Origin of the sequence: Microbacterium sp. UBA3486 (assembly GCF_002377845.1) — a bacterium.
Lineage (GTDB): Bacteria > Actinomycetota > Actinomycetes > Actinomycetales > Microbacteriaceae > Microbacterium > Microbacterium maritypicum_A.
Genome location: NZ_DFQP01000028.1, coordinates 12,974 through 32,990, shown reverse-complemented (window position 1 = coordinate 32,990; position 20,017 = coordinate 12,974). Strand labels below are relative to the sequence as shown.

The 20,017-nt window shown below is 68.7% G+C and carries 19 protein-coding genes and 1 pseudogene; 12 read left to right on the top strand and 8 right to left on the bottom strand.

All coding sequences use genetic code 11. From position 1 onward, the window contains the following. From B2869_RS03630 to B2869_RS03615, 4 genes and pseudogenes are all read left to right on the top strand, one after another. Positions 1-302: pseudogene (locus tag B2869_RS03630) on the top strand (ABC transporter ATP-binding protein); the annotation flags it as partial. After that, positions 299-1,387 (top strand): ABC transporter permease, encoded by a 1,089-nt coding sequence (locus B2869_RS03625; protein ID WP_021199254.1) that lies wholly within the window; start codon positions 299-301, stop codon positions 1,385-1,387. The pseudogene B2869_RS03630 and the gene B2869_RS03625, both read left to right, overlap by 4 nt. A 1-nt stretch (position 1,388) precedes the next feature. Next, entirely contained in the window at positions 1,389-2,540 is a 1,152-nt protein-coding gene (locus B2869_RS03620) for an ABC transporter permease (RefSeq protein ID WP_292762876.1), read from the top strand. Next, a complete protein-coding gene (locus tag B2869_RS03615) occupies positions 2,540-4,786 on the top strand; it encodes a glycoside hydrolase family 3 N-terminal domain-containing protein (protein WP_292762873.1) in 2,247 nt (748 codons plus the stop codon). Before B2869_RS03620 ends, B2869_RS03615 begins: the two co-directional genes overlap by 1 nt. Positions 4,787-4,835: 49 nt before the next feature. Here B2869_RS03615 and B2869_RS03610 read toward each other — a convergent pair whose 3' ends face one another. Both B2869_RS03610 and soxR read right to left on the bottom strand, forming a co-directional pair. Next, positions 4,836-6,185, bottom strand: coding sequence for a DUF1254 domain-containing protein (locus tag B2869_RS03610; protein WP_292762871.1), 1,350 nt, complete (start codon positions 6,183-6,185; stop codon positions 4,836-4,838). A 64-nt stretch (positions 6,186-6,249) separates the two neighbouring features. Then, positions 6,250-6,699 carry a redox-sensitive transcriptional activator SoxR gene (soxR, locus tag B2869_RS03605; protein WP_021199250.1) on the bottom strand — a complete coding sequence of 150 codons (450 nt, stop codon included), beginning with the start codon at positions 6,697-6,699 and terminating at the stop codon, positions 6,250-6,252. A 134-nt stretch (positions 6,700-6,833) separates the two neighbouring features. Between soxR and fdxA the strand changes: the two genes are divergently transcribed. Genes fdxA through B2869_RS03585 form a run of 4 tightly spaced genes read left to right on the top strand, consistent with a single transcriptional unit; the run spans position 6,834 to position 9,663 of the window. Then, complete coding sequence (gene fdxA / locus B2869_RS03600) at positions 6,834-7,160, top strand: ferredoxin (RefSeq protein WP_021199249.1); 327 nt, start codon at positions 6,834-6,836, stop codon at positions 7,158-7,160. After that, positions 7,157-8,515, top strand: coding sequence for an FAD-dependent oxidoreductase (locus tag B2869_RS03595; protein WP_292762864.1), 1,359 nt, complete (start codon positions 7,157-7,159; stop codon positions 8,513-8,515). Before fdxA ends, B2869_RS03595 begins: the two co-directional genes overlap by 4 nt. Then, entirely contained in the window at positions 8,512-9,021 is a 510-nt protein-coding gene (locus tag B2869_RS03590; protein WP_021199247.1) for a flavin reductase family protein, read from the top strand. The genes B2869_RS03595 and B2869_RS03590 overlap by 4 nt, the downstream gene beginning before the upstream one ends. A gap of 12 nt (positions 9,022-9,033) precedes the next feature. After that, positions 9,034-9,663: a superoxide dismutase gene (locus B2869_RS03585; RefSeq protein ID WP_292762860.1), complete on the top strand. Its 630-nt coding sequence runs from the start codon at positions 9,034-9,036 to the stop codon at positions 9,661-9,663. A gap of 13 nt (positions 9,664-9,676) precedes the next feature. Here the strand turns inward: B2869_RS03585 and B2869_RS03580 are convergent, their stop codons facing one another. Then, positions 9,677-9,964 carry a metal-sensitive transcriptional regulator gene (locus tag B2869_RS03580; protein WP_292762858.1) on the bottom strand — a complete coding sequence of 96 codons (288 nt, stop codon included), beginning with the start codon at positions 9,962-9,964 and terminating at the stop codon, positions 9,677-9,679. 257 nt (positions 9,965-10,221) lie between these two features. Between B2869_RS03580 and B2869_RS03575 the strand changes: the two genes are divergently transcribed. After that, the gene (locus B2869_RS03575; protein ID WP_292762855.1) at positions 10,222-11,868 is read left to right on the top strand and encodes an FAD-dependent oxidoreductase; all 1,647 of its coding nucleotides are present in this window, start codon (positions 10,222-10,224) and stop codon (positions 11,866-11,868) included. On the opposite strand, the gene B2869_RS03570 is transcribed toward B2869_RS03575, so the two are convergent. Both B2869_RS03570 and B2869_RS03565 read right to left on the bottom strand, forming a co-directional pair. After that, positions 11,865-12,872: a LacI family DNA-binding transcriptional regulator gene (locus tag B2869_RS03570; protein ID WP_021199243.1), complete on the bottom strand. Its 1,008-nt coding sequence runs from the start codon at positions 12,870-12,872 to the stop codon at positions 11,865-11,867. The two genes, B2869_RS03575 and B2869_RS03570, sit on opposite strands and share 4 nt — an antisense overlap. Positions 12,873-12,958: 86 nt before the next feature. Next, positions 12,959-14,629 (bottom strand): glycoside hydrolase family 13 protein, encoded by a 1,671-nt coding sequence (locus tag B2869_RS03565; protein WP_021199242.1) that lies wholly within the window; start codon positions 14,627-14,629, stop codon positions 12,959-12,961. Between the two features lie 227 nt (positions 14,630-14,856). Here B2869_RS03565 and B2869_RS03560 point away from each other — a divergent pair, with 227 nt between their 5' ends. Next, the gene (locus B2869_RS03560; RefSeq protein WP_021199241.1) at positions 14,857-15,285 is read left to right on the top strand and encodes a DUF1761 domain-containing protein; all 429 of its coding nucleotides are present in this window, start codon (positions 14,857-14,859) and stop codon (positions 15,283-15,285) included. 189 nt (positions 15,286-15,474) lie between these two features. After that, complete coding sequence (locus B2869_RS03555) at positions 15,475-16,740, top strand: hypothetical protein (RefSeq protein ID WP_292762849.1); 1,266 nt, start codon at positions 15,475-15,477, stop codon at positions 16,738-16,740. A 39-nt stretch (positions 16,741-16,779) separates the two neighbouring features. Here B2869_RS03555 and purQ read toward each other — a convergent pair whose 3' ends face one another. The 3 genes from purQ to B2869_RS03540 form a co-directional block, all read right to left on the bottom strand. Then, a complete protein-coding gene (gene purQ, locus B2869_RS03550; protein ID WP_029266853.1) occupies positions 16,780-17,487 on the bottom strand; it encodes a phosphoribosylformylglycinamidine synthase subunit PurQ in 708 nt (235 codons plus the stop codon). Continuing rightward, positions 17,484-17,732 (bottom strand): phosphoribosylformylglycinamidine synthase subunit PurS, encoded by a 249-nt coding sequence (purS, locus tag B2869_RS03545; protein WP_017204254.1) that lies wholly within the window; start codon positions 17,730-17,732, stop codon positions 17,484-17,486. Before purS ends, purQ begins: the two co-directional genes overlap by 4 nt. 216 nt (positions 17,733-17,948) lie before the next feature. Then, positions 17,949-18,482 carry an adenine phosphoribosyltransferase gene (locus B2869_RS03540; RefSeq protein ID WP_029258801.1) on the bottom strand — a complete coding sequence of 178 codons (534 nt, stop codon included), beginning with the start codon at positions 18,480-18,482 and terminating at the stop codon, positions 17,949-17,951. Between the two features lie 135 nt (positions 18,483-18,617). On the opposite strand from B2869_RS03540, the gene B2869_RS03535 reads away from it, so the two are divergent. Further along, a complete protein-coding gene (locus B2869_RS03535) occupies positions 18,618-19,928 on the top strand; it encodes an ABC transporter substrate-binding protein (RefSeq protein ID WP_292762840.1) in 1,311 nt (436 codons plus the stop codon). The last annotated feature ends 89 nt before the right edge of the window (positions 19,929-20,017 follow it).

The window sequence follows — 20,017 nt, the reverse complement described above, 5'->3', positions numbered from 1 at the left end:
TCGTCGCCGACGAGCCGGTCTCGATGCTCGACGTGTCGATCCGCCTCGGCGTGCTGAACCTGCTCGCCGATCTGCAGCGCGAAGAGGGACTCGGCGTGCTCTACATCACGCACGACCTCGCGACCGCCCGCCACTTCAGCGACGAGATCATGGTCCTCAACCAGGGCCGCGTCGTGGAGTACGGCGCCGCCGACGACGTGATCCTCAACCCGCAGGACCCGTACACGCGGGAACTGCGATCCGCTTCCCCCGACCCGGACACGTTCTTCGCGCAGGCCGCATCGAACGGAGGCACCCTGTGAGCACCGCATTCCCCCAGCTCGACGACAACGACCTGGTCGCCCGCGACGCCCTCGAGGTCGGCACCACCGCCACCGCGGCGGAACGCGGACGCCGACGTGTGCCGTGGCGCTTCTTCGCCGGCCGAGCCGCCTTCTACCTGTTCACCCTGTGGGCGGCCATCACCATCAACTTCTTCCTTCCGCGCCTCATGAAGGGCGACGCGGTCAGCTCCTACCTCGCGCGCAACCGCAACGTGAGCCCCGAGGCCGCCGATGCGCTGCGCATCCTGCTCGGCATCGACACCGACAAGTCGATCTGGCAGCAGTACCTCGAGTACTGGGGGATGCTGCTGCGCGGAGACCTCGGCATCTCGACCCTGCACGGTCTGCGGCCCGTGGCGGAGGTGCTCGCCGCCGCCCTCCCGTGGACGCTGGGTCTCGTCGGCATCGCGACCATCATCTCCTTCACGATCGGCACGATCGCCGGGGCCGTCGTCGGCTGGAAGCGCGGCAGCAAGCTCGACGCGATCATCCCGGTGACGACCTTCTTCAACACGATCCCGTACTTCTGGCTCGGACTCATCGCGATCGCGATCTTCTCCTCGACCCTGAAGTGGTTCCCCTCATCGCACGCGTACGACAAGGGTCAGTCCCCGGAGTGGAGCTTCGACTTCATCGGCCAGGTGATCATGCACGGCACGCTGCCGGCGCTGACGATCGTGGTCGCCTCGCTCGGCGGATGGGTGCTCGGCATGCGCAACATGATGCTGACCGTGCTCGACGACGACTACATCACCGTGGCTCAGGCCAAGGGCATGCCCAACAAGCGCGTCCTCTGGGGCTATGCCGCTCGCAACGCCGTGCTGCCGCAGATCCAGAGCTTCGCGCTGTCGATCGGCTTCATCGTCGGCGGCACGATCGTGATGGAGATGGTGTTCAGCTATCCGGGCGTCGGCAAGCTGCTGCTCGACGCGACCAACGCCAAGGACTTCGCTCTCATGCAGGGCGTGTTCCTCGTGATCACGCTGTCGGTGCTCGTGGCCAACATCCTCGCGGATGTCGTCTACGCCTACCTCGACCCGCGCACGCGCCAGATGGAGTCCTGACATGACCGTTCCCACCACCGCCGCGAGCACCGCGCCCGACGGGTCGGCCGTCGTCTCCGGCATGCCGGAGACCGCGACCCTGCGCACCCCACCGGCGGGCGCTCCGCCTCGCAAGACGTTCTGGTCGCAGCTCGCCCAGGCGTTCGCGATGTTCCGCAACCCCAAGTCGATCGCCGGGCTCATCATCCTCGGGGTGTTCGTGCTCATCGCGATCCTCGCGCCGTGGATCTCGCCCTACGGGCCGACGCAGAAGGATCGCACGGCATTGCGGCAACCGCCCTCCTGGGAGCACTGGCTGGGCACGACGCACATGGGGGAGGACGTGTTGAGTCAGATCATCTACGGCACCCGCGGTGTGATCGTCGTCGGCTTCCTCGCCGCCTTCATCGCCACGATCATCGCGATCACGATCGGTGTGATCGCCGGCTACGTACGCGGCTGGAAGAGCGAGTCGCTCTCGGCGCTGACGAACGTGTTCCTGGTGATCCCCGGCATCCCGCTCATCATCATCATCGCTTCGCAGTTCGAGAACCCGCCGCTGATCGTGATCGCCGCGGTGCTCGGCATCACCGGGTGGGCCTGGGGCGCTCGCGTGCTGCGCGCGCAGACCATGTCGCTGCGCAACCGCGACTTCATCCAGGCCGCACGCGCGAACGGCGAACCGCTGCGCCGGATCATCACGGTCGAGATGCTGCCGAACCTCATGGCGCTCATCGCGTCGAGCTTCGTCGGCACCGTGACCGCCGCGATCCTCGGCCTCACCACGCTGGCGTTCATCGGGGTGATCCCGGTGAGCAATCTGAACTGGGGCACGATCCTGTTCTGGGCGCAGCAGAACGGCGCCTTCCCGCGTCTGTGGTGGTGGTACGTGCCCGCAGGGCTCTGCATCGCGATCATCGGTGTGGCCCTCTCTCTCATCAACTTCGGCATCGACGAGTACGTCAACCCGCGCCTGCGCTCGGCCGGCGAGCGGGCCAGGGCGATGAAGAAGAAGGGGCTGAACGTGAACGACGCCGTCACGGCCGTCCGCAGCGTGCCCCTGCCGAAGACGACCTCCGATCCCGTAACGTCGGCGACCTCGCCGGACACCTCCGATTCCTCGAAGACCTCCACCCCGAACACGACCCCGAACACGACCCAGAACACGAAGTGATGACCTCTCAGACCCTGACCACGCAGCTCCCGTACCAGGACCCCGCGCTCTCGATCCCGGAGCGGGTGGCCGACCTCCTCAGCCGCATGACGCTGGAGGAGAAGGTGGGGCAGATGCTCCAGCTCGACGCCCGCGACGACATCGACGACCACATCGCCCGCCGTCACGCCGGATCGATCCTGCACACCTCGCCCGAGCGCATCCTGCGGGCGAACGAGCTCACCGCGCAGACCCGGCTCCGCATCCCGCTGCTGGTGGGAGAGGACTGCATCCACGGGCACTCGTTCTGGCCCGGTGCGACGATCTACCCGACTCAGCTCGGCATGGCCGCATCGTGGGATTCCGACCTCGTCGAACGCGTCGCACGCGCGACGGCCGAAGAGGTCGCGGTGACCGGCATCCACTGGACCTTCTCGCCGGTGCTGTGCATCGCCCGCGATCTGCGCTGGGGCCGCATCGACGAGACCTTCGGCGAAGACCCGTTCCTGATCGGCGAGCTGGCCTCGGCGATGGTGCGCGGCTACCAGGGCGACGGACTCGACGACCCGACCGCGATCCTCGCGACCGCCAAGCACTTCGCCGGGTACTCCGAGACCCAGGGCGGGCGCGACGCGAGCGAGGCCGACATCTCACGGCGCAAGCTCATCTCCTGGTTCCTGCCGCCGTTCGAGCGCGTCGCCCGCGAGGGGTGCCGCACGTTCATGCTCGGCTACCAGACCACCGACGGAGTGCCGATCACGACCAACGACTGGCTGCTCAGCGATGTGCTGCGCGGCGAGTGGGGCTACACCGGCACGCTCATCACCGACTGGGACAACGTCGGGCGCATGGTGTGGGAGCAGCGGATCCAGCCCGACATCACGCACGCGGCTGCTGCGGCCGTGCGGGCGGGCAACGACATGATCATGACCACGCCGGCCTTCTTCGAGGGGGCGCTCGACGCCGTCGCTCGGGGCATGCTCGCCGAGGACGCCTTCGATGCTGCGGCCGCCCGCATCCTGACCCTGAAGTTCGAGCTGGGCCTGTTCGAGAACCCGCGCCTGCCGGGCACGGAACTCGACGCCGTGGTGGGCAGTGCCGCGCACGCCGAGCTGAACCTCGAGGTCGCCCGCCGTTCGCTCGTGCTGCTCGAGAACGACGGTGTGCTGCCGCTCGATCCCACCTCCGCGTTGAAGGTCGCGGTCACCGGTCCGCTCGCCGACGACGGGCAGACGCAGCTCGGCGACTGGGCCGGCGGCTCCGGGCAGGCGGGCTGGCTCGACGGTCAGCCGCGCGAGATGATCACCACCGTGCTCGACGGGCTGCAGGCGATCGACGGTTGGACCGTCACGCACGCCCGTGGCGCCGACATCCTCACCCTCGAAGAAGACCCGCAAGGGCCGTTCTTCCCCGACAAGCAGCCGCGTCCGCCGGTCGTGAGGGCCTGCGAGCCGGACGCCGCGATGATCGCGGAGGCCGTCGCCGCGGCCTCCGAGTCCGACGTCGTCGTCGCGGTCGTCGGCGACCGGATCGAGCTGGTCGGCGAGGGGCGCTCCACGGCGACGCTCGAGCTCATCGGCGGGCAGAACGCCCTGATCGATGCGCTCATCGCGACCGGCACGCCCGTGGTCATCGTGCTGCTGGCCTCGAAGCCGCTCGTGCTCCCGGCATCGGCTTCGAAGGCTGCCGCCGTGATCTGGGCGGCGAACCCCGGCATGCAGGGTGGCCGTGCGCTCGCCGACATCATCTCCGGCGCGGCCGAGCCGTCCGGGCGCCTGCCGATCTCGTTCGCGCGCCACGTCGGTCAGCAGCCGACGTATTACAACCAGATCCGCGGACAGCACGGTGACCGCTACGCCGACCTCACGCAGTCACCGGCCTGGGCGTTCGGCGAGGGGCTGTCGTACACGACGGTCGAGTACTCCGACCTGACGCTCGAGGCGACGACGCTGGGGGAGTCCGACACGATCGTCGGTCACGTCACGGTGTCGAACACGGGCACTCGGCCGGTGCGCGAGACCGTGCAGGTGTACGTGCGCGACTCCGTGACGAGCGTGAGCTGGACCGACAAGGAGCTGAAGACCTTCCGCCAGGTCGACGTCACCCCCGGCGCATCCGTGCGGGTACGCCTGGAGCTGCCGGTCGCCGACTGCACCATCGTCGACGCCGCGGGCAACCGCATCGTCGAGGCCGGCGCGTTCGAGCTGCTGGTCGGCCCGAGCTCCCGCGAAGAGGTGCTCCTCTCCGCCGACTTCGAGGTGCGCTGACCCGCCGCGGCGGGCGAGCGCACCTCGCGATCGACCCGGTGTGCTCGGTTCAGGCCTTCTGGAAGTCGGAGGGCTTCCAGGTGCCGTCGAACGCGGGGGCGCCTGGGCCGTAGATCCGGAAGTAGGCGAACCACTGCGAACCGGGGTTGGTCTGCAGCCATGGCACCTCATCCCGGGGTCGATCGGGACCGAAATGAAGGGTGATCCCGCCGGATCCGTCGGGCGCGAGGTCGTCGCGCAGGCTTGTCAGCACGGGCTTGAACTGCGGGGTGTTGATCTCCGAGCGGGTGTCGAGGTCATAGAGGGTGACAGACCAGAACTGAGCGGCGGGTACGGGTGCGGGAACGGTCAACGTGTACGACGTGGCCCCATCCAGTGCGGCCCCGTCCGCATCGACCGCGGCGAGCCAGTAGAGCGAGCCAGCGCCCTCCTTGTGCATGAACATCTTGTCGGTTTCGAGGGTGGCCTGGTAGAACCAGCGCTCCCGCACCGAGAGGTTGAGGAAGTTCTTCTCGTAGTACCCGAAATCTCCCTCGGAGTAGACCACCCACTCCCAATTGCGGTCAGGCCAGACGAGCCGTTCCGGTGCGTCGTCGGCGAACGCCGCCACCACGAGCTGCTCGTTCGCCTTCTCGGCTGCCTCGGACAGGATCGAGACGAGTTCCGCGTCGGGCGCGAAGGGGCGGTCTGCCCGCAGGCCGAGGTCGGCGAGCATGCCGTACTGGTTGTAGAGCGCGGGGGACGGCACATCCATGTCGAGTGCGCGCTTGAGGGCATGCCAATAGTCGATGGTTCCGTCGACCACGCAGGGGTTCGCGACGGCCTTGCGGTCGGACATGTCCACGAACACGTTCGGTGCCGGGTTCTCCGCGTCGGCCCAGGGGTAGACCTTCAGCGTGCGCAGCAGTGCCTTCCCCTTCTCCGGGTCGGGGAACGGTGCGCGCGCGCAGATCAGGAACCTGTTCGTCGGGGGGCGCTTGACGATGTAGCCGGACTCGGGCAGGGGTCCGTCGTACCCCGGGGGGACGAACAGGTACTTGGCACCCTCGCCCTCGTCCTCGCCGACGACGCCCATGTTGGTGACGAACTGGAAGTTCGTGTCATCGATCACGCCGATCAGCGGACCGGCGGGGAGCTCGACGACGACGGGGCCGTCGGTCGTGTCGCCCAACCCGAGTCCGTAGGGGGTGTCCGAATTCTGGGTGAGGGTGACGAGGTCCGGCGTGGTGAGCTGGATCAGGAGACCGCGGTTGGCGGTTGCCCCGAGCTCTTCGATGGACTCGAAGTTCAGCACCATCGACACCGTCGGATAGAAGAACTTGTACGCCTCGACAGCGCGGTTGAGCAGCGCGTCGCGGCGGATCCTGACGATCTCTTCGGTGGTGGGGAGCTTCTTCATCGGCGGTGTCCCTTCATGGCGTTTCCGCGATCATGTCAGAGACCGTCCGCGCGGGAAAGAGGCGTCAGTCCCGCAGGCGCTGGGGGCCGGCGCCCTGGGTGCCCAGGGCGTCGTCGGGGTTGAGCAGGCCGCACGCCTTCATCGACAGGCACCCGCAGCCGATGCATCCGGTCAGTTCGCGCTCGAGGCGCTCGATGCCCTCGCGACGCTTCTCGAGCTCGCGCTTCCAGCGTCTCGACGCCCGTTGCCAATCGGCGTGGCTCGGAGTCTCGGTCAGGGGCACGTCGGCGAACGCGGTCTGCACGTCCGACAGCGGGATGCCGAGGCGCTTCGCGACCGTGATGAGCGAGACACGACGCAGCATGTGCCGGGCGTAGCGGCGCTGGTTGCCGGGCGTGCGCGTCGAGGCGATCAGGCCGAGCGTCTCGTAGAAGTGCAGGGCGGAGGCGGCGACCCCGGTGCGTCGGGTCATCTCGCCGATGGTCAGCGGCTCGTCTGGTGCGTGCGGACTCATCCGGTGTGCTCTCCCTCCGTCTGCCGTCCCTCGATTTGACCTCAAGTGTACTTGAGGTTTTACGGTTGAGGGGTGGCTCGGAGACGGGCCGAAGGAACGAATGAGGACAGCGTGACCCGGACGAAGACCCCGCGATGACCTATGTGATCGCCCTGCCGTGCGTCGATGTGAAGGACAAGGCCTGCATCGACGAATGCCCCGTCGACTGCATCTACGAAGGCGAACGCTCGCTCTACATCCACCCGGACGAATGCGTGGACTGCGGTGCCTGCGAGCCGGTGTGCCCGGTCGAGGCGATCTTCTACGAAGACGACCTGCCCGACGAGTGGCAGGACTACTACAAGGCCAACGTCGAGTTCTTCGACGAGCTCGGGTCGCCGGGAGGCGCCGCGAAGACGGGGATGCTCGCCTTCGATCACCCGATCATCGCCGCGCTCGCACCACAGGGGGAACACGCATGACCAACGCCGAACCGCACATCGCCGTCGTCGGCGCGGGGCCCGCGGGCATCTACGCGGCCGACATCCTGCTCGACCGGGTGCCGACCGCATCGATCGACCTGTTCGAGAAGCTCCCGGCACCGTATGGTCTCGTCCGCTACGGCGTCGCGCCCGACCATCCCCGCATCCGCAGGATCACGGATGCCCTGCACGAGGTGCTCGTGAACCCGCGCATCCGGCTGCGGTGCAACGTCGAGGTCGGCGTGGACATCGAGATCGACGAGCTGCGTGCCGCGTACGACGGAGTGATCGTGGCCACGGGGGCCGACCTCGATGTCGCTCTCGACATCCCGGGCATCGACCTGCCCGGCTCGTTCGGCGCGGCCGACTTCGTCGCCTGGTACGACGGGCACCCCGATGCGCCGCGCACCTGGCCGCTCGCCGCCGAGGCGGTCGCGGTGCTCGGCGCCGGCAATGTGGCGCTCGACGTGACGAGGATCCTCGCCAAGCATGCGTCGGCGCTGACCCACACCGACACCCCGGATGCCGTGCTCGACCAGCTCGCTGCCAGCCCGCTGCGCGACGTGCACCTGTTCGCCCGTCGGGGCCCGGCCGATGTGCGTTTCTCGGCCATGGAGCTGCGCGAGCTCGCCGAGCAGGACGACGTCGATGTGATCGTCGACCCGCACGAGCTCGCCCTCGACGAGCACGCCGAGCGGATGGTGGCGCAGTTCTCGCAGCGCCGTATCGTCGTGCGCACCATGACCGAATGGGCAGCCCTCGATCCCGCGAGCCGCACCGCCTCGCGCCGCATCCACCTGCACCTGCGGCAGCGTCCGGTGCGCGTGCTCGGCACGGACGTGGTCACCGGTATCGAGATGGAACGCACCGCATCCGACGAGCTGGGCCGCATGGTCGGCACGGGGGAGCTGCTGCGCTATGACGTCGGAGCCGTCTACCGCGCAGTGGGCTACCGCTCGACACCTGTTCCCGGGGTGCCGTTCGACGCCGCTCTCGGCGTCGTGCCGCACGTCGAGGGTCGCGTCGTCGATGCGGACGGAGCGCCGATCCCGCGACTGTACGCGACCGGTTGGATCAAGCGCGGTCCGGTCGGGCTGATCGGGTCGACCAAGTCGGATGCCGCGCAGACGATCGGCCACGTCGTCGACGACCTCGATGCGATCGAGCGCGAGGCGCGCGACATCGATCCGATCGCCCATCTCTCGCAGGCGGTCGACCTCGACGGCTGGCTGCGCATCGACGCCGCCGAGCGCGGGGCCGGAGCGGAGCGCGGTCGCGAGCGGACGAAGCTCGTCGAGCGCGATGAGATGCTGGCACATGCGAAGCAGCAGCAGATGATGGAGGCAGGTCGATGACCGCGACACCCGTACCCACGCCGATCGGCGAGGCGCTCAAAGCCGCCTTCCGCACCCACCCGGCGGGAGTCGCGATCATCACCGCGAGCACCCCGGAAGGGCCGGTCGGTCTCACCGCGTCCAGCGTCGCCTCGGTGGCGGTCGATCCCGCGGCGATCGTGTTCTCGGTGACCCGTGCCACCGGTTCTGCAGGAGCGATCCTCGGTGCCGACACCTTCGTGGTGCACCTCATCGACGACGAGCACTCCGATCTCGCCCAGAGCTTCGCGGTCAGCGGGTCCGAGCGGTTCACGCCCGAGCAGGGATGGGCCACGCTGCCGACCGGCGAACCGCACCTCCCCGAGGCCAGGGTGGCCCTGCGCTGTCGTCCGATCCAGACGGTCGCCGTCGGTTCGTCGACCGTGGTCATCGCCGAGGTCATCGAGGTGCTGCCTGGTCTCTCCGGGCGCCCTCTGGTCTACATCGATCGCCGTTTCCACGCACTTCCACACGACAACAACCACTGAAAGGAAGACGTCATGACCACGCTCTACACACTCCCCGAGCTGCCGTACGACTACTCGGCCCTCGAGCCGCACATCTCGGGCAAGATCATGGAGCTGCACCACTCCAATCACCACCAGGCCTACGTCACGGGGGCGAACTCCGCACTCGAGCAGCTCGCCGCCGCCCGCAGCGCGGGTGACCTCGCGAACGTGAACAAGCTCGAGAAGGACCTCGCCTTCAACCTCGGCGGCCACATCAACCACTCGGTGTTCTGGCAGAACCTCTCGCCCGAGGGCGGCGGAGCACCCGAGGGTGAGCTCGAGGCCGCACTGGTCGATGCCTTCGGATCGATCGACGCCTTCCGTGCCCACTTCACCGCGACCGCACTCGGTGTGCAGGGATCCGGTTGGGCAGTGCTCGCCTGGGACAGCGTGGGTGCGCGTCCCGTGATCTTCCAGCTGTTCGACCAGCAGGGCAACGCGCCGCTCGGCGTCACCCCGCTGCTGCAGCTCGACGTCTGGGAGCACGCCTACTACCTCGACTACCTCAACGTGCGCGCCGACTACGTCAAGGCGTTCTGGAACCTCGTGAACTGGCCCGATGTGCAGCGCCGCTTCGAGGCCGCCCGCACGGCGACGAAGGGTCTCATCGTCGCGAGCTGACCCGCGCCGCCGGTCACGCGAGGGAGAGGAACAGCTTCTCCAGTTCGGCCATCGACACTCCACGGGTGTCGGTGGCCGCTTGCGTCTCCGCCTCGGACTCGGTCACGCAGTCCTTCATGGCGGAGGCGATGATCTGGAAACCCGCCTTGTCGAGAGCCGAGGTGACGGCGGCGAGCTGTGTGACCACCGCCCGGCAGTCGCCACCCTCTTCGACCGCGGCGATGACGGCGCCGAGCTGTCCTCGGGCTCGCTTGAGACGGTTGGCGATCCTGCGCTGGGTGTCGGCGTCTGCGGATGACATGGTCGCTCCCTGGGTGTCGGCTGGACTCCCCACTATACCCCCGGGGGTATAGTGGGGACCGATACCCATGGGGGTATCGGTGAGGAGACGATGAAGATGTGCCGAGCAGTCCGTTGCAAGACCTGCGGCAAGACGACCTGGGCGGGGTGCGGTCAGCACGTCGACGCCGTGCGGCGAACGGTGCCTGCCGCGCAGTGGTGTTCCGGACACCCGAAGGAGCAGGCGCAGGGCGGCTTCTTCTCGCGGATGTTCCGGCGATGACCACCGTGCAACCGCTCACCGTGGTCATCGTCGGTGGGGTCGCCGGGGGCATGTCCGCCGCCGCGCGCCTGCGCCGCCTCGACGAGCACGCGCAGATCATGGTGTTCGAACGAGGGCCCGAGGTCTCGTACGCGAACTGCGGCTTGCCCTATTACGTCGGAGGGGTGATCGCGGAACGCGAATCGCTGCTCTTGCAGACGCCGGAATCTTTGCGCAGCCGCTTCCGACTCGATGTGCGTGTGCGTCACGATGTCACGCGAATCGACACTGCGCAGAAGCTCGTCGAGGTCATGGACATCGACTCCGGGCGCCGCTTCACACAGAGCTACGACAGGCTGATCCTCGCCACCGGCGCGCGCCCCCGTCTGAACGAGCCCTCCTCGGGCATCCGTACGCGCAGTCTGCGGACGGTCGAAGACGCGGATGCGATCGACGCCGCGCTCTCGCGGGCGGGCGTTCCGGTGGTGGTGGTCGGCGGAGGCTACACGGGCCTGGAAGCGGTCGAGAACCTCGTCGCTCGCGGCGCATCCGTGACGCTGGTGCAGCGGGGATCCCACCTCCTCTCCCCGCTCGATGCGGAGATGGCCGCACCGATCACCGCCGAGGTCCGCGCGCACGGCGTCGATGTGCGCCTCGGCGTCGAGGTCGTGCGTGCCGTATCCGGGCGGGTCACGCTGAGTGATGGGGCATCCGTCCCCGCCGAACTCGTGATCGATGCCTCCGGAGTCGTACCGGAGACGGCGCTGGCCGAAGGTGCCGGCATCCGGCTCGGTGAGACCGGCGGCATCGCGGTCGATTCGATGTGCCGCACGAGCGCCCCCGACGTGTTCGCGGTGGGCGACGGCGTCGAGAAGCTCGACCTCGTGGGCGGCGACACGGCTCTCATCACGATGGCCGGCCTCGCGAACCGACATGGACGCATGGTGGCCGACCTCATCGCGGGGAGGACGGAGACGGCGCGCCCCGCGCTCGGCACCGGGATCGTCCGCGTGTTCGGGGTCGACGCAGCGAAGGTGGGCTGGAGTGAACGGCAGCTCCGGGCCGCAGGACGTGACTTCTACGTCGTGCATGTGCATCCCGGATCCCACGCCGGCTACTACCCCGGCGCCGAGACGCTGTCCATGAAGATGCTCGCCGACCCGGCCTCCGACGTGATCCTCGGTGTGCAGGTGGTGGGGCGAGACGGTGTCGACAAGCGGATCGATGTGGTGGCGACCGCCATGCAGGCCGGCATCACGGCCGCCGGGCTCGCGAATCTCGAACTCGCCTACGCCCCGCAGCTCGGCTCGGCGAAGGACGCGGTCAACATCCTCGGCTACGTCGCCGAGAACACCCGCTCCGGCACGACTCCGACCATCCAATGGCATGAACTCGCTGAGGAGCAGCGTGGGGGAGCGACACTGATCGACGTGCGCTCGACGGCCGAGCATGCTGCCGGCGCGATTCCCGGCGCCGTCAACGTGCCGCTCGACGAGCTCAGAGAACGGCTCGACGAGGTTTCCGATGGACCCGTCATCGTGCACTGCCAGGTCGGATTGCGTGGGCACATCGCCACGCGGATCCTCCGGCAGCGAGGCGTGGACGCGCGAAACCTCGACGGCGGCTATCGCACCTGGCGCGACGCCACCCTGGTCGAACGCTAGAGCAGGCGGGAGGTGGTCCCGCGCACGTTCAGCTCGTAGGGCAGCGCCGACGGGATGTGCACGGCGTCGGGGGTGGCGAGCTTCGCCAGCACGGCATCGGCTGCCCGCTCGCCTTGTCCGAGCGGGAACTGATCGACCGTGGTCAGGCGGAAGAACTCGCCGAGTTCATGCCCGTCGATGCCGACGATCGACAGCTCCTCGGGAACGCTGAAGCCCAGGTCTCGGGCCGCGAGAAGTGCGCCGATGGCCATCTCGTCCGAGGCCGCGAACACGGCGGTCGGGCGGGGGCCCGGGCGGCCGAGCAGCTGCTTCGCCGCCCGGTAGCCGCCCTCGACCGTGAAGTCGGCGGGCTCGAGGAAGGCATGGTTGAGGGGGATGCCCGCCTTCGCCAGCGCCTTCTCGAACCCCAGGCGGCGGTTGGTCGGGATGTGGAAGTCGATGTCGAACTCCGGGTTCGCCCCGATGTGCGCGATATCGGTGTGGCCCAGGCTGATCAGATGCTCGGTGGCAAGTTGCGCGACCGCGACATCGTCGACGGTGAGGGTGTCGAGCTTCGGGTTCGGACCGCCGATCGCGATCACAGGAAGTCCGAGGTCGAGCAGATACTGCGTCTCGTCCTCGTCGAGCTCGATCGACACCGCGATCACGGCGTCGACGCGCTGTCGGCGCAGGAAGGTGTCGAACACGTGCCGACGTACGTCCTTGTCGGCAGTGATGTTGTACAGCGTGATGTCATAGCCCTCGCGCATGAGCGCGGCGGAGACGCCGGAGAGCACCGTGCTGAAGAACCACCGGTCGAGGAAGGGCACGATCACCCCGACGTTGCGGGTGCGACCCGAGGCCAGGCTCGACGCCCGCGACGAGACGACATAGCCGAGCGACTGCGCCGCGGCCTGCACCCTCTCCTTCGCGGACTCGGATACGTGACCGCGTCCGCTCAGTGCGCGGGAGACGGTCGCGGTGGAGACTCCGGCGAGCCGGGCGACCTCATCGATGCTGGCCATGTGTTCCTCTGTCGAAAGGGCTCCGGTCGCGATTCCTGCCTGTTCACGCGGGCGTGAGCGACACGAATCGCGACCGGAAGGGCGTGTCAGGCCTGCGTCGCTGTGGTGTACCAGACGGCGGTGTCGACCGGGATCGACGCGCCTTCGAACGGCTGGCTCTGCAGCATCACGAAGGCGTCGGCCGGCAGCTCGATCGGCGCCGTGCCGAGGTTCGCGACGACGTGCACGTCACCACGTCGGAAGGCGACCGCGTCGGGACCGGCGTCTTCCCAGACCAGCGAGCCGCTGCCGAAGCCGTGCTCGCGGCGCGCGGCCAGCAGACGCTTGTACAGAGCGAGCGTCGATGCGGGATCGACCTCTTCGACGTCGCGGGCGTAGGCCGCCCAGTCTGCGGGCTGCGGGAGCCACGAGAGACCGGTGTCGTTGAATCCGAAGGCCGGAGCCTCGGCCTCCCAGGGCAGGGGCACGCGGCATCCGTCACGACCATAGCGCTCGCCGTTCGTGCGGAACCAGGTCGGGTCCTGACGGTACTCGTCCGGGATCTCCATGGCCTCGGGCAGGCCGAGCTCTTCGCCCTGGTACAGGTACGACGAACCGGGCAGTGCCAGCATCAGCGTGGTCGCGGCGCGGGCGCGGGCCAGGCCGATCGCGGTGTCGGGCTTGCTCGGGGTGTTCGGGCCGATGCCCTCGCCCTGGGGGTTGTCCGCCGTCAGCGCGAGGCGCGAGGCGTGGCGCACCACATCGTGGTTCGAGAGCACCCAGGTGCTCGGGGCGCCGACCGCGCCGAAGTCGTCGAGCGACTCCCGGATGACGTCGCCGAGGGCCTTCGCGTTCCACGGCGTCATCAGGTACGGGAAGTTGAACGTCTGGTGCATCTCGTCCGGACGCACCCACAGGGCCGTCTGCTTGAGCGTCGGCATCCAGGCCTCGCCGCACAGGGCGCGGTCGCCGTCGTACTCGGCGAGCACCTTGTGCCAGTCGCGGTAGATGTCGTGCACGCCGTCCTGGCCCCAGTACGGCACGTTCGACTCGCCGCCGCCCATGGAGTCGGCATCGCTCGGGGGCGTGTAGTCGGGCAGGCCTTCGGCCTTGATCATGCCGTGGGCCACGTCGACGCGGAACCCGTCGACACCGCGGTCGAGCCAGAAGCGCAGGATGGAGCGGAACTCCTCGCGCACCTCTTCGTTGGTCCAGTCGAAGTCGGGCTGGGTGGCGTCGAAGATGTGCAGGTACCACTGGCCCGGCGTGCCGTCGGCCTCGACGACGCGCTCCCACATGCCGCCGCCGAACACGGATTCCCAGTTGTTCGGCGGGAGCTCGCCGTTCTCGCCCTTGCCGTCGCGGAAGATGTAGCGCGCGCGCTCGGGGCTGCCCGGGCCGGCCTTCAACGCCTGCTGGAACCAGACGTGCTGGTCGGACGAGTGGTTCGGCACCAGGTCGACCACCACGCGGATGTTGCGGGCATGGGCGGCCTCGAGCATGTCGTCGAAGTCGGCCAGCGTGCCGAACAGCGGGTCGACGTCGCGGTAGTCGGCCACGTCGTAACCCGCGTCGCGCTGCGGGCTGGTCATGAACGGGCTCAGCCAGATCGCGTCGACGCCGAGCTCCTGCAGCGCATCGAGTCGGCTGGTGATGCCCGGCAGGTCGCCGATGCCGTCACCCGAGGCGTCCGCGAAGGATCGGGGGTAGATCTGGTAGATGACGGCGCTGCGCCACCACTCGGAACCGGGGGCTGCGATCTGCTCAAGCTGTGCCATGGGAACAGGCTAGTGCAAACGCTTACATTCATGCCAGAGCGGGGATCGAATCGGTTCGGTGCAGCGGATTCCGCCGGCCGAGGCCGCGCCACTTGCATGACGGTCGGCCATTTGCATGATCGTCGAGCGTCCGTGGTCAGGCATCCGTCGCGGTCTCATGCCGGTGTCGCCGGCGGTGCGATCGCAGGCGGGGAGTAGGGTGAGGCATCCGATGAGTGGAGGCTGTCATGGTTCCCGAGATCAACTACTGGGCGGTCCTGCTGGCCACCGCGTCGAGCATGCTCGTCGGCTCGGTCTGGTACGCCCCGAAGGTGTTCGGCACGCGCTGGTCGAAGCTCGCGAACGTCGACATGGATCGTCCTGCGGCCACAGCGGCCTGGCCGATCATCACCACGGTCATCGTGAGCTTCATCACGGCCTGGGTGCTCGCCGGCGCCTCGTCGATCGCGTGGCACTTCTATGGCGGATCGTACTTCTGGGGCGCCGTCGTCACCGCTGTCACGCTGTGGGCGGGGTTCACGGCCGCCCGTTTCATCACGCACGACGCGTTCGAGGGGCGCTCGACCCGACTCACCACGCTGAACATCGCTCACGAGCTCGTCACGGTCGTCGTCATGGCGATCATCATCGGCGTCTGGCCGCCGGCGCTCGCCTGACGTACCGCTCCGACTCCCGGGGGACCGGCGAACCGGTGGCTGGGTCGGTTCGGAGGACTCGCCGATCGGAGAGCCACCTCTAGACCTTCGCCGCTTCTGCGAGCGCATGCGGGGTGCGAGGCTCGCTTGGTGACCTGCCGGTCACCCGCGTGCTGCGGACCCGCGCGCGGTTCAGACCGAGGGGTCTCGATGTCCGGATCTTCGCGCCGATCGGCGCCGTGGGCGGTCGCCGCCGCGCTCGTCGCCGCAGTTGTGCTGGTGGGCGCGGCTCCTGCCGCGGGGGGAGCCATGCGCCCGTCGGATGACCAGGCATCCGGTGCGAGTGGCCTGGATCCCTCGCAGTCCGTCGCGCTGGCCTACGAGTTCCTGGATACGCGCGTCGACCAGTTCTGCGATGGAGCCGGACACTGTCTGCCGCGCAGCTACGAGGGCGGATTCTTCACCACTCCGAGCTGGGACTTCACCCCCTCGTTCGTCTACGACGATGCGCTCGTGATCATCGCGTATACCGCCAGGGGGCTTCTGGACGACCTCCGTCGCGCGCGGGCGATCGGCGACACCCTGCTCTTCGTGCAGGAGAACGACCCGATCGGCGACGGCCGCACACGGGCGTCGTACGAACCGCACGGCATCCGCGAGGGGCGGGTGGAGATCACCGGCCCCGGCAGCTTCACCGGGAACCAGGCGTGGGTCGGATTGGCTCTCGCGCGTCTCGCGCACGCCACCGGAGATTCGCGGTACCTCGACGGCGCGCTGCGTGTGGGCCAGTGGATCCAGGACAACACGGCCGACATGCTCCGAGCCCCGTACGGGTACACCGGGGGTCAGCTCGAGGACGGCACGTCGCTGACCTGGAAGTCCACCGAGCACAACAGCGACGTCTCGGGGTTCTTCACGCAATTGGCTCAGCTCACCGGCGACCCCGTGTGGTCCGATCGGGCAGCGGTCGCCGCCGACTTCGTCGCGGCCATGCAGAGTGCGGACGGCCACGTCGACACCGGCACGGGCCTCGACGGTTCGACCATCAACACCCGTCCCATTCCGCTGGATGCGCAGACGTGGAGTTCACTCGCCACGGGCGACCCGCGCTACGGCGCCGCGCTGGACTGGACGCTCGCGAACCTGATCGCCACCGACGGCCCGTACGCGGGCCCCTCGATCAGCGAGGTCGATGTGTCGAAGGCCTGGTTCGAGGGGAGCGGACACCTCGCGCTCGCTCTCACGCTCCGCGACGGCCCGGGAGACGCCGACCGGGCCGAGACGTTGCTGAGCAGCATCCGTCTGGCGCAGCGCGATGCCCCGAACGGTGACGGCAAGGGGATCGTCGCGACCTCGAACGACGGTCTCGACTCGGGTTTCGGCGACCTCTACTACGCCAGCCTGCACACGGGCGCGACGGCCTGGTACCTGCTCGCGGCGGCGGGGGACAATCCGTTCACCCTGCCTGCCGACTGACCTGACGGCGGACCGGCCTGACGGCGGACCGGCCTGAGGTTATGCGGCGACGCGGGCGACCGCGGCGATGGCGCTCGTGAAGAAGTCGAGTCCGTCGATGCCGCTGCGCATGGCGACAGCGGTGTCGGGGCCGAAGCCCGCCTCGGTGGCGTGCTCGGGGTGCGGCATGAGCCCGACCACGTTGCCCGCCTCGTTGGTGAGACCGGCGATGTCGCGGAGCGATCCGTTCGGGTTGACTCCGGCGTAGCGGAAGGCCACGAGCCCCTCGCCCTCGATGCGGTCGAGGGTCTGCTCGTCGGCGATGTAGCCGCCGTCGGCGTTCTTGAGCGGGATCACGATCTCCTGGCCGGTGCGGAACGCATTGGTCCACGCGGTGTCGGAGTTCTCGACCGTGAGCTTCTGGTCGCGACGCACGAAGTGCTGGTGGTTGTTGCGGATCAGGCCGCCGGGCAGCAGGTGAGCCTCGACGAGCATCTGGAAACCGTTGCAGATGCCGAGCACGGGCATTCCCTTCGCGGCGGCATCCTTGACCTCGCTCATGATCGGCGAGAGCGCGGCGATCGCGCCGGCGCGCAGGTAATCGCCGTAGCTGAAGCCACCGGGGAGGACGAGCGCGTCGACGCCCTCGAGGTCGTGCGAGCCGTGCCACAGGGCGACCGGCTCTGCGCCGGCGATGCGCACGGCGCGCTGGGCGTCGCGGTCGTCGAGCGAACCGGGGAAGGTGATGACGCCGATGCGGACGGTCACTCCGCGACCTCGATGCCGACGACGTCCTCGATCACGGAGTTGGAGAGCACCTCGTCGGCGATGCGCCGGGCCTCGGCGAGAACCTCGTCGGTGACCTCGCCTTCGACGGTGAGCTCGAAGCGCTTGCCGATGCGGACGTCGGTGAAGCCCTCGACGCCGAGGCGGGCGAAGGCGCCGGAGACGGCCTTCCCCTGCGGGTCGAGCAGTTCGGGCTTGGGCATGACGTCGACGACGATGGTGGGCATGACGGCTCCAAGAGTCGCGGGCGGACGGGCGCATCCAGTCTACTGCCCTCGGCTCACTCGCCCACTCGCCCCCTCGCTCCTCCGCCCCCTCGGTGCCGAGTGCACGGACATCTCGCCGAGTGCACGGCCGGTGTGCGGGGGGATGCCGTGCGCTCGCTGAGGACCCGTGCACTCGACGAGCAGTGCGTGGGGGCGTGAGGGAGTGGGGGGTGGGGGTTATGCGGAGTGGAAGACGGTGTGCAGGTCGCCGACCGCCTCGCGGCCACCGAGACCGTCGATCTCGAACAGCACCGAGATGCCGATGACATGGCTGCCGAGGCGCTCGACGAGCTCGCGTCCGGCCGCGAGGGTCCCTCCGGTGGCGAGCACATCGTCGATCAGCAGCACGCGGGATCCGGGGGGCAGGTCGTCGTGCATCTCGATCGTGGCGGTGCCGTACTCGAGGGCGTAGTCGACGGATGCCGCGGGGCGCGGCAGCTTGCCGGCCTTGCGGATCGGGATGAGTCCGACGCCTGCGGCGATGGCGGCAGCGCTGGCGAGGATGAAGCCGCGCGCCTCGATGCCCGCGATCACGTCGAACTGGCCGGCGAAGGGTTCGATGATCGCCTCGGTCGTCACGCGGAGGGCCTCGGCGTCGGCGAGGAGTGGCGTGATGTCGCGGAAGATGATGCCCGGTTGCGGGTAGTCCGGCACGTTGCGGATCAGGGCTTCGGCGCGGACGAGGGCAGGGGAGAGCGTGGCTTCGGGCACTGCCCAAGGGTACCCCGCGGCGGCTGGGTTGACACCGTGGGAGCGCTCCCATAGAGTGACTGCTCAGTTCGTGGGAGCGCTCCCACAACGTCTCGACGCACCACACACCGCACGACCACCACAAAGGAGTGAACTGTGAACACACGTGCCCGCAACCGGATCCTCGTGACTGCCGCCGTGGCATCCGTCTCCGCTCTCGCCCTCGCCGGCTGCTCCGGCAGCACCGGCGATTCCACGGAGGGGAGCGCCGACGAAGAGGTCACGCTGACCGTCACCACGTTCGGCACCTTCGGCTACGAAGATCTCTACAAGGAGTACGAGAAGGCTCACCCGAACGTCACGATCGAGGCGACCAACATCGACACCGGCGGCAACGCCCGCACCGATGCGTTCACCAAGATCGCCGCCGGCTCCGGCCTCAGCGACATCGTCGCGGTCGAAGAGGGCTGGCTCGGCGCGATCATGGACGTCTCCGACACCTTCGTCGACCTGCGCGACTACGGCATCGAGGACCGCAAGGACGACTGGGTCGACTGGAAGTACGGCCAGGCGACCGACGCCGAAGGCCGCGTCATCGGCTACGGCACCGACATCGGCCCGAGCGGCATCTGCTACAACGGCGCCGCATTCGAGGCGGCCGGGCTCCCGAGCGACCGCGAGTCGGTGGCCGAGCTCCTCAACGGCGACTGGGAGAACTACTTCCAGGTGGGCGCCGACTACACCGCGAAGACCGGCAAGGCCTGGTACGACCACTCCGGCTTCGTCTGGAACGCCATGGTGAACCAGCTCGACGAGGGCTACTACACGACCGACGGCGAGCTGAACGTCGAAGACAACGCCGAGCTCAAGGAGCGCTTCGAGCTGCTGGGCGCCGCGACCGAGGGCGGCCAGTCCGCCGCGCAGACCGCGTGGGACTGGAACGGCGGCAAGTCGTTCGTCGACGGCACCTTCGCGACCTTCGTGTGCCCGGGCTGGATGCTCGGTGTCGTGCAGGGTCAGGTCGAAGCCGGTGGCGGCGACGCGTCGACAGGATGGGACTTCGCCGACGTGTTCCCTGGAGGAGCGGCGAACTGGGGCGGCGCGTTCCTGTCGATCCCCGAGACCTCGCAGCACAAGAAGGCGGCCGCCGAGCTGGCCGACTGGCTGACGCAGCCCGAGCAGCAGGTCAAGCAGTCCGCCGCCGCGGGCAACTTCCCCTCGACGATCAAGGCGCAGGAGACGCTCGCCGCGGATGCGACGCCGAACGCGTTCTTCAACGACGCGCCGACCGGGGCGATCCTCGCCGAGCGCGCCAAGGGCGTCGCCGCCCAGTTCAAGGGTGCCGATGACTCGGTGATCCAGGAGAACGTCTTCGGTCCGGCGCTCAGCAGCCTCGACCGCGGCGACACCGACACCCAGGGCGCCTGGGACCAGGCCATCGGTCTGCTGAACGACCTCGTCGGCTGACATCCCCCTTCCGGTCGCAGTTCCCGCCGTCGCCACCCCGCGGCCGGCGGCAGGAACTGCGACCGGAACTCCTCGGAACCCCGGGACAA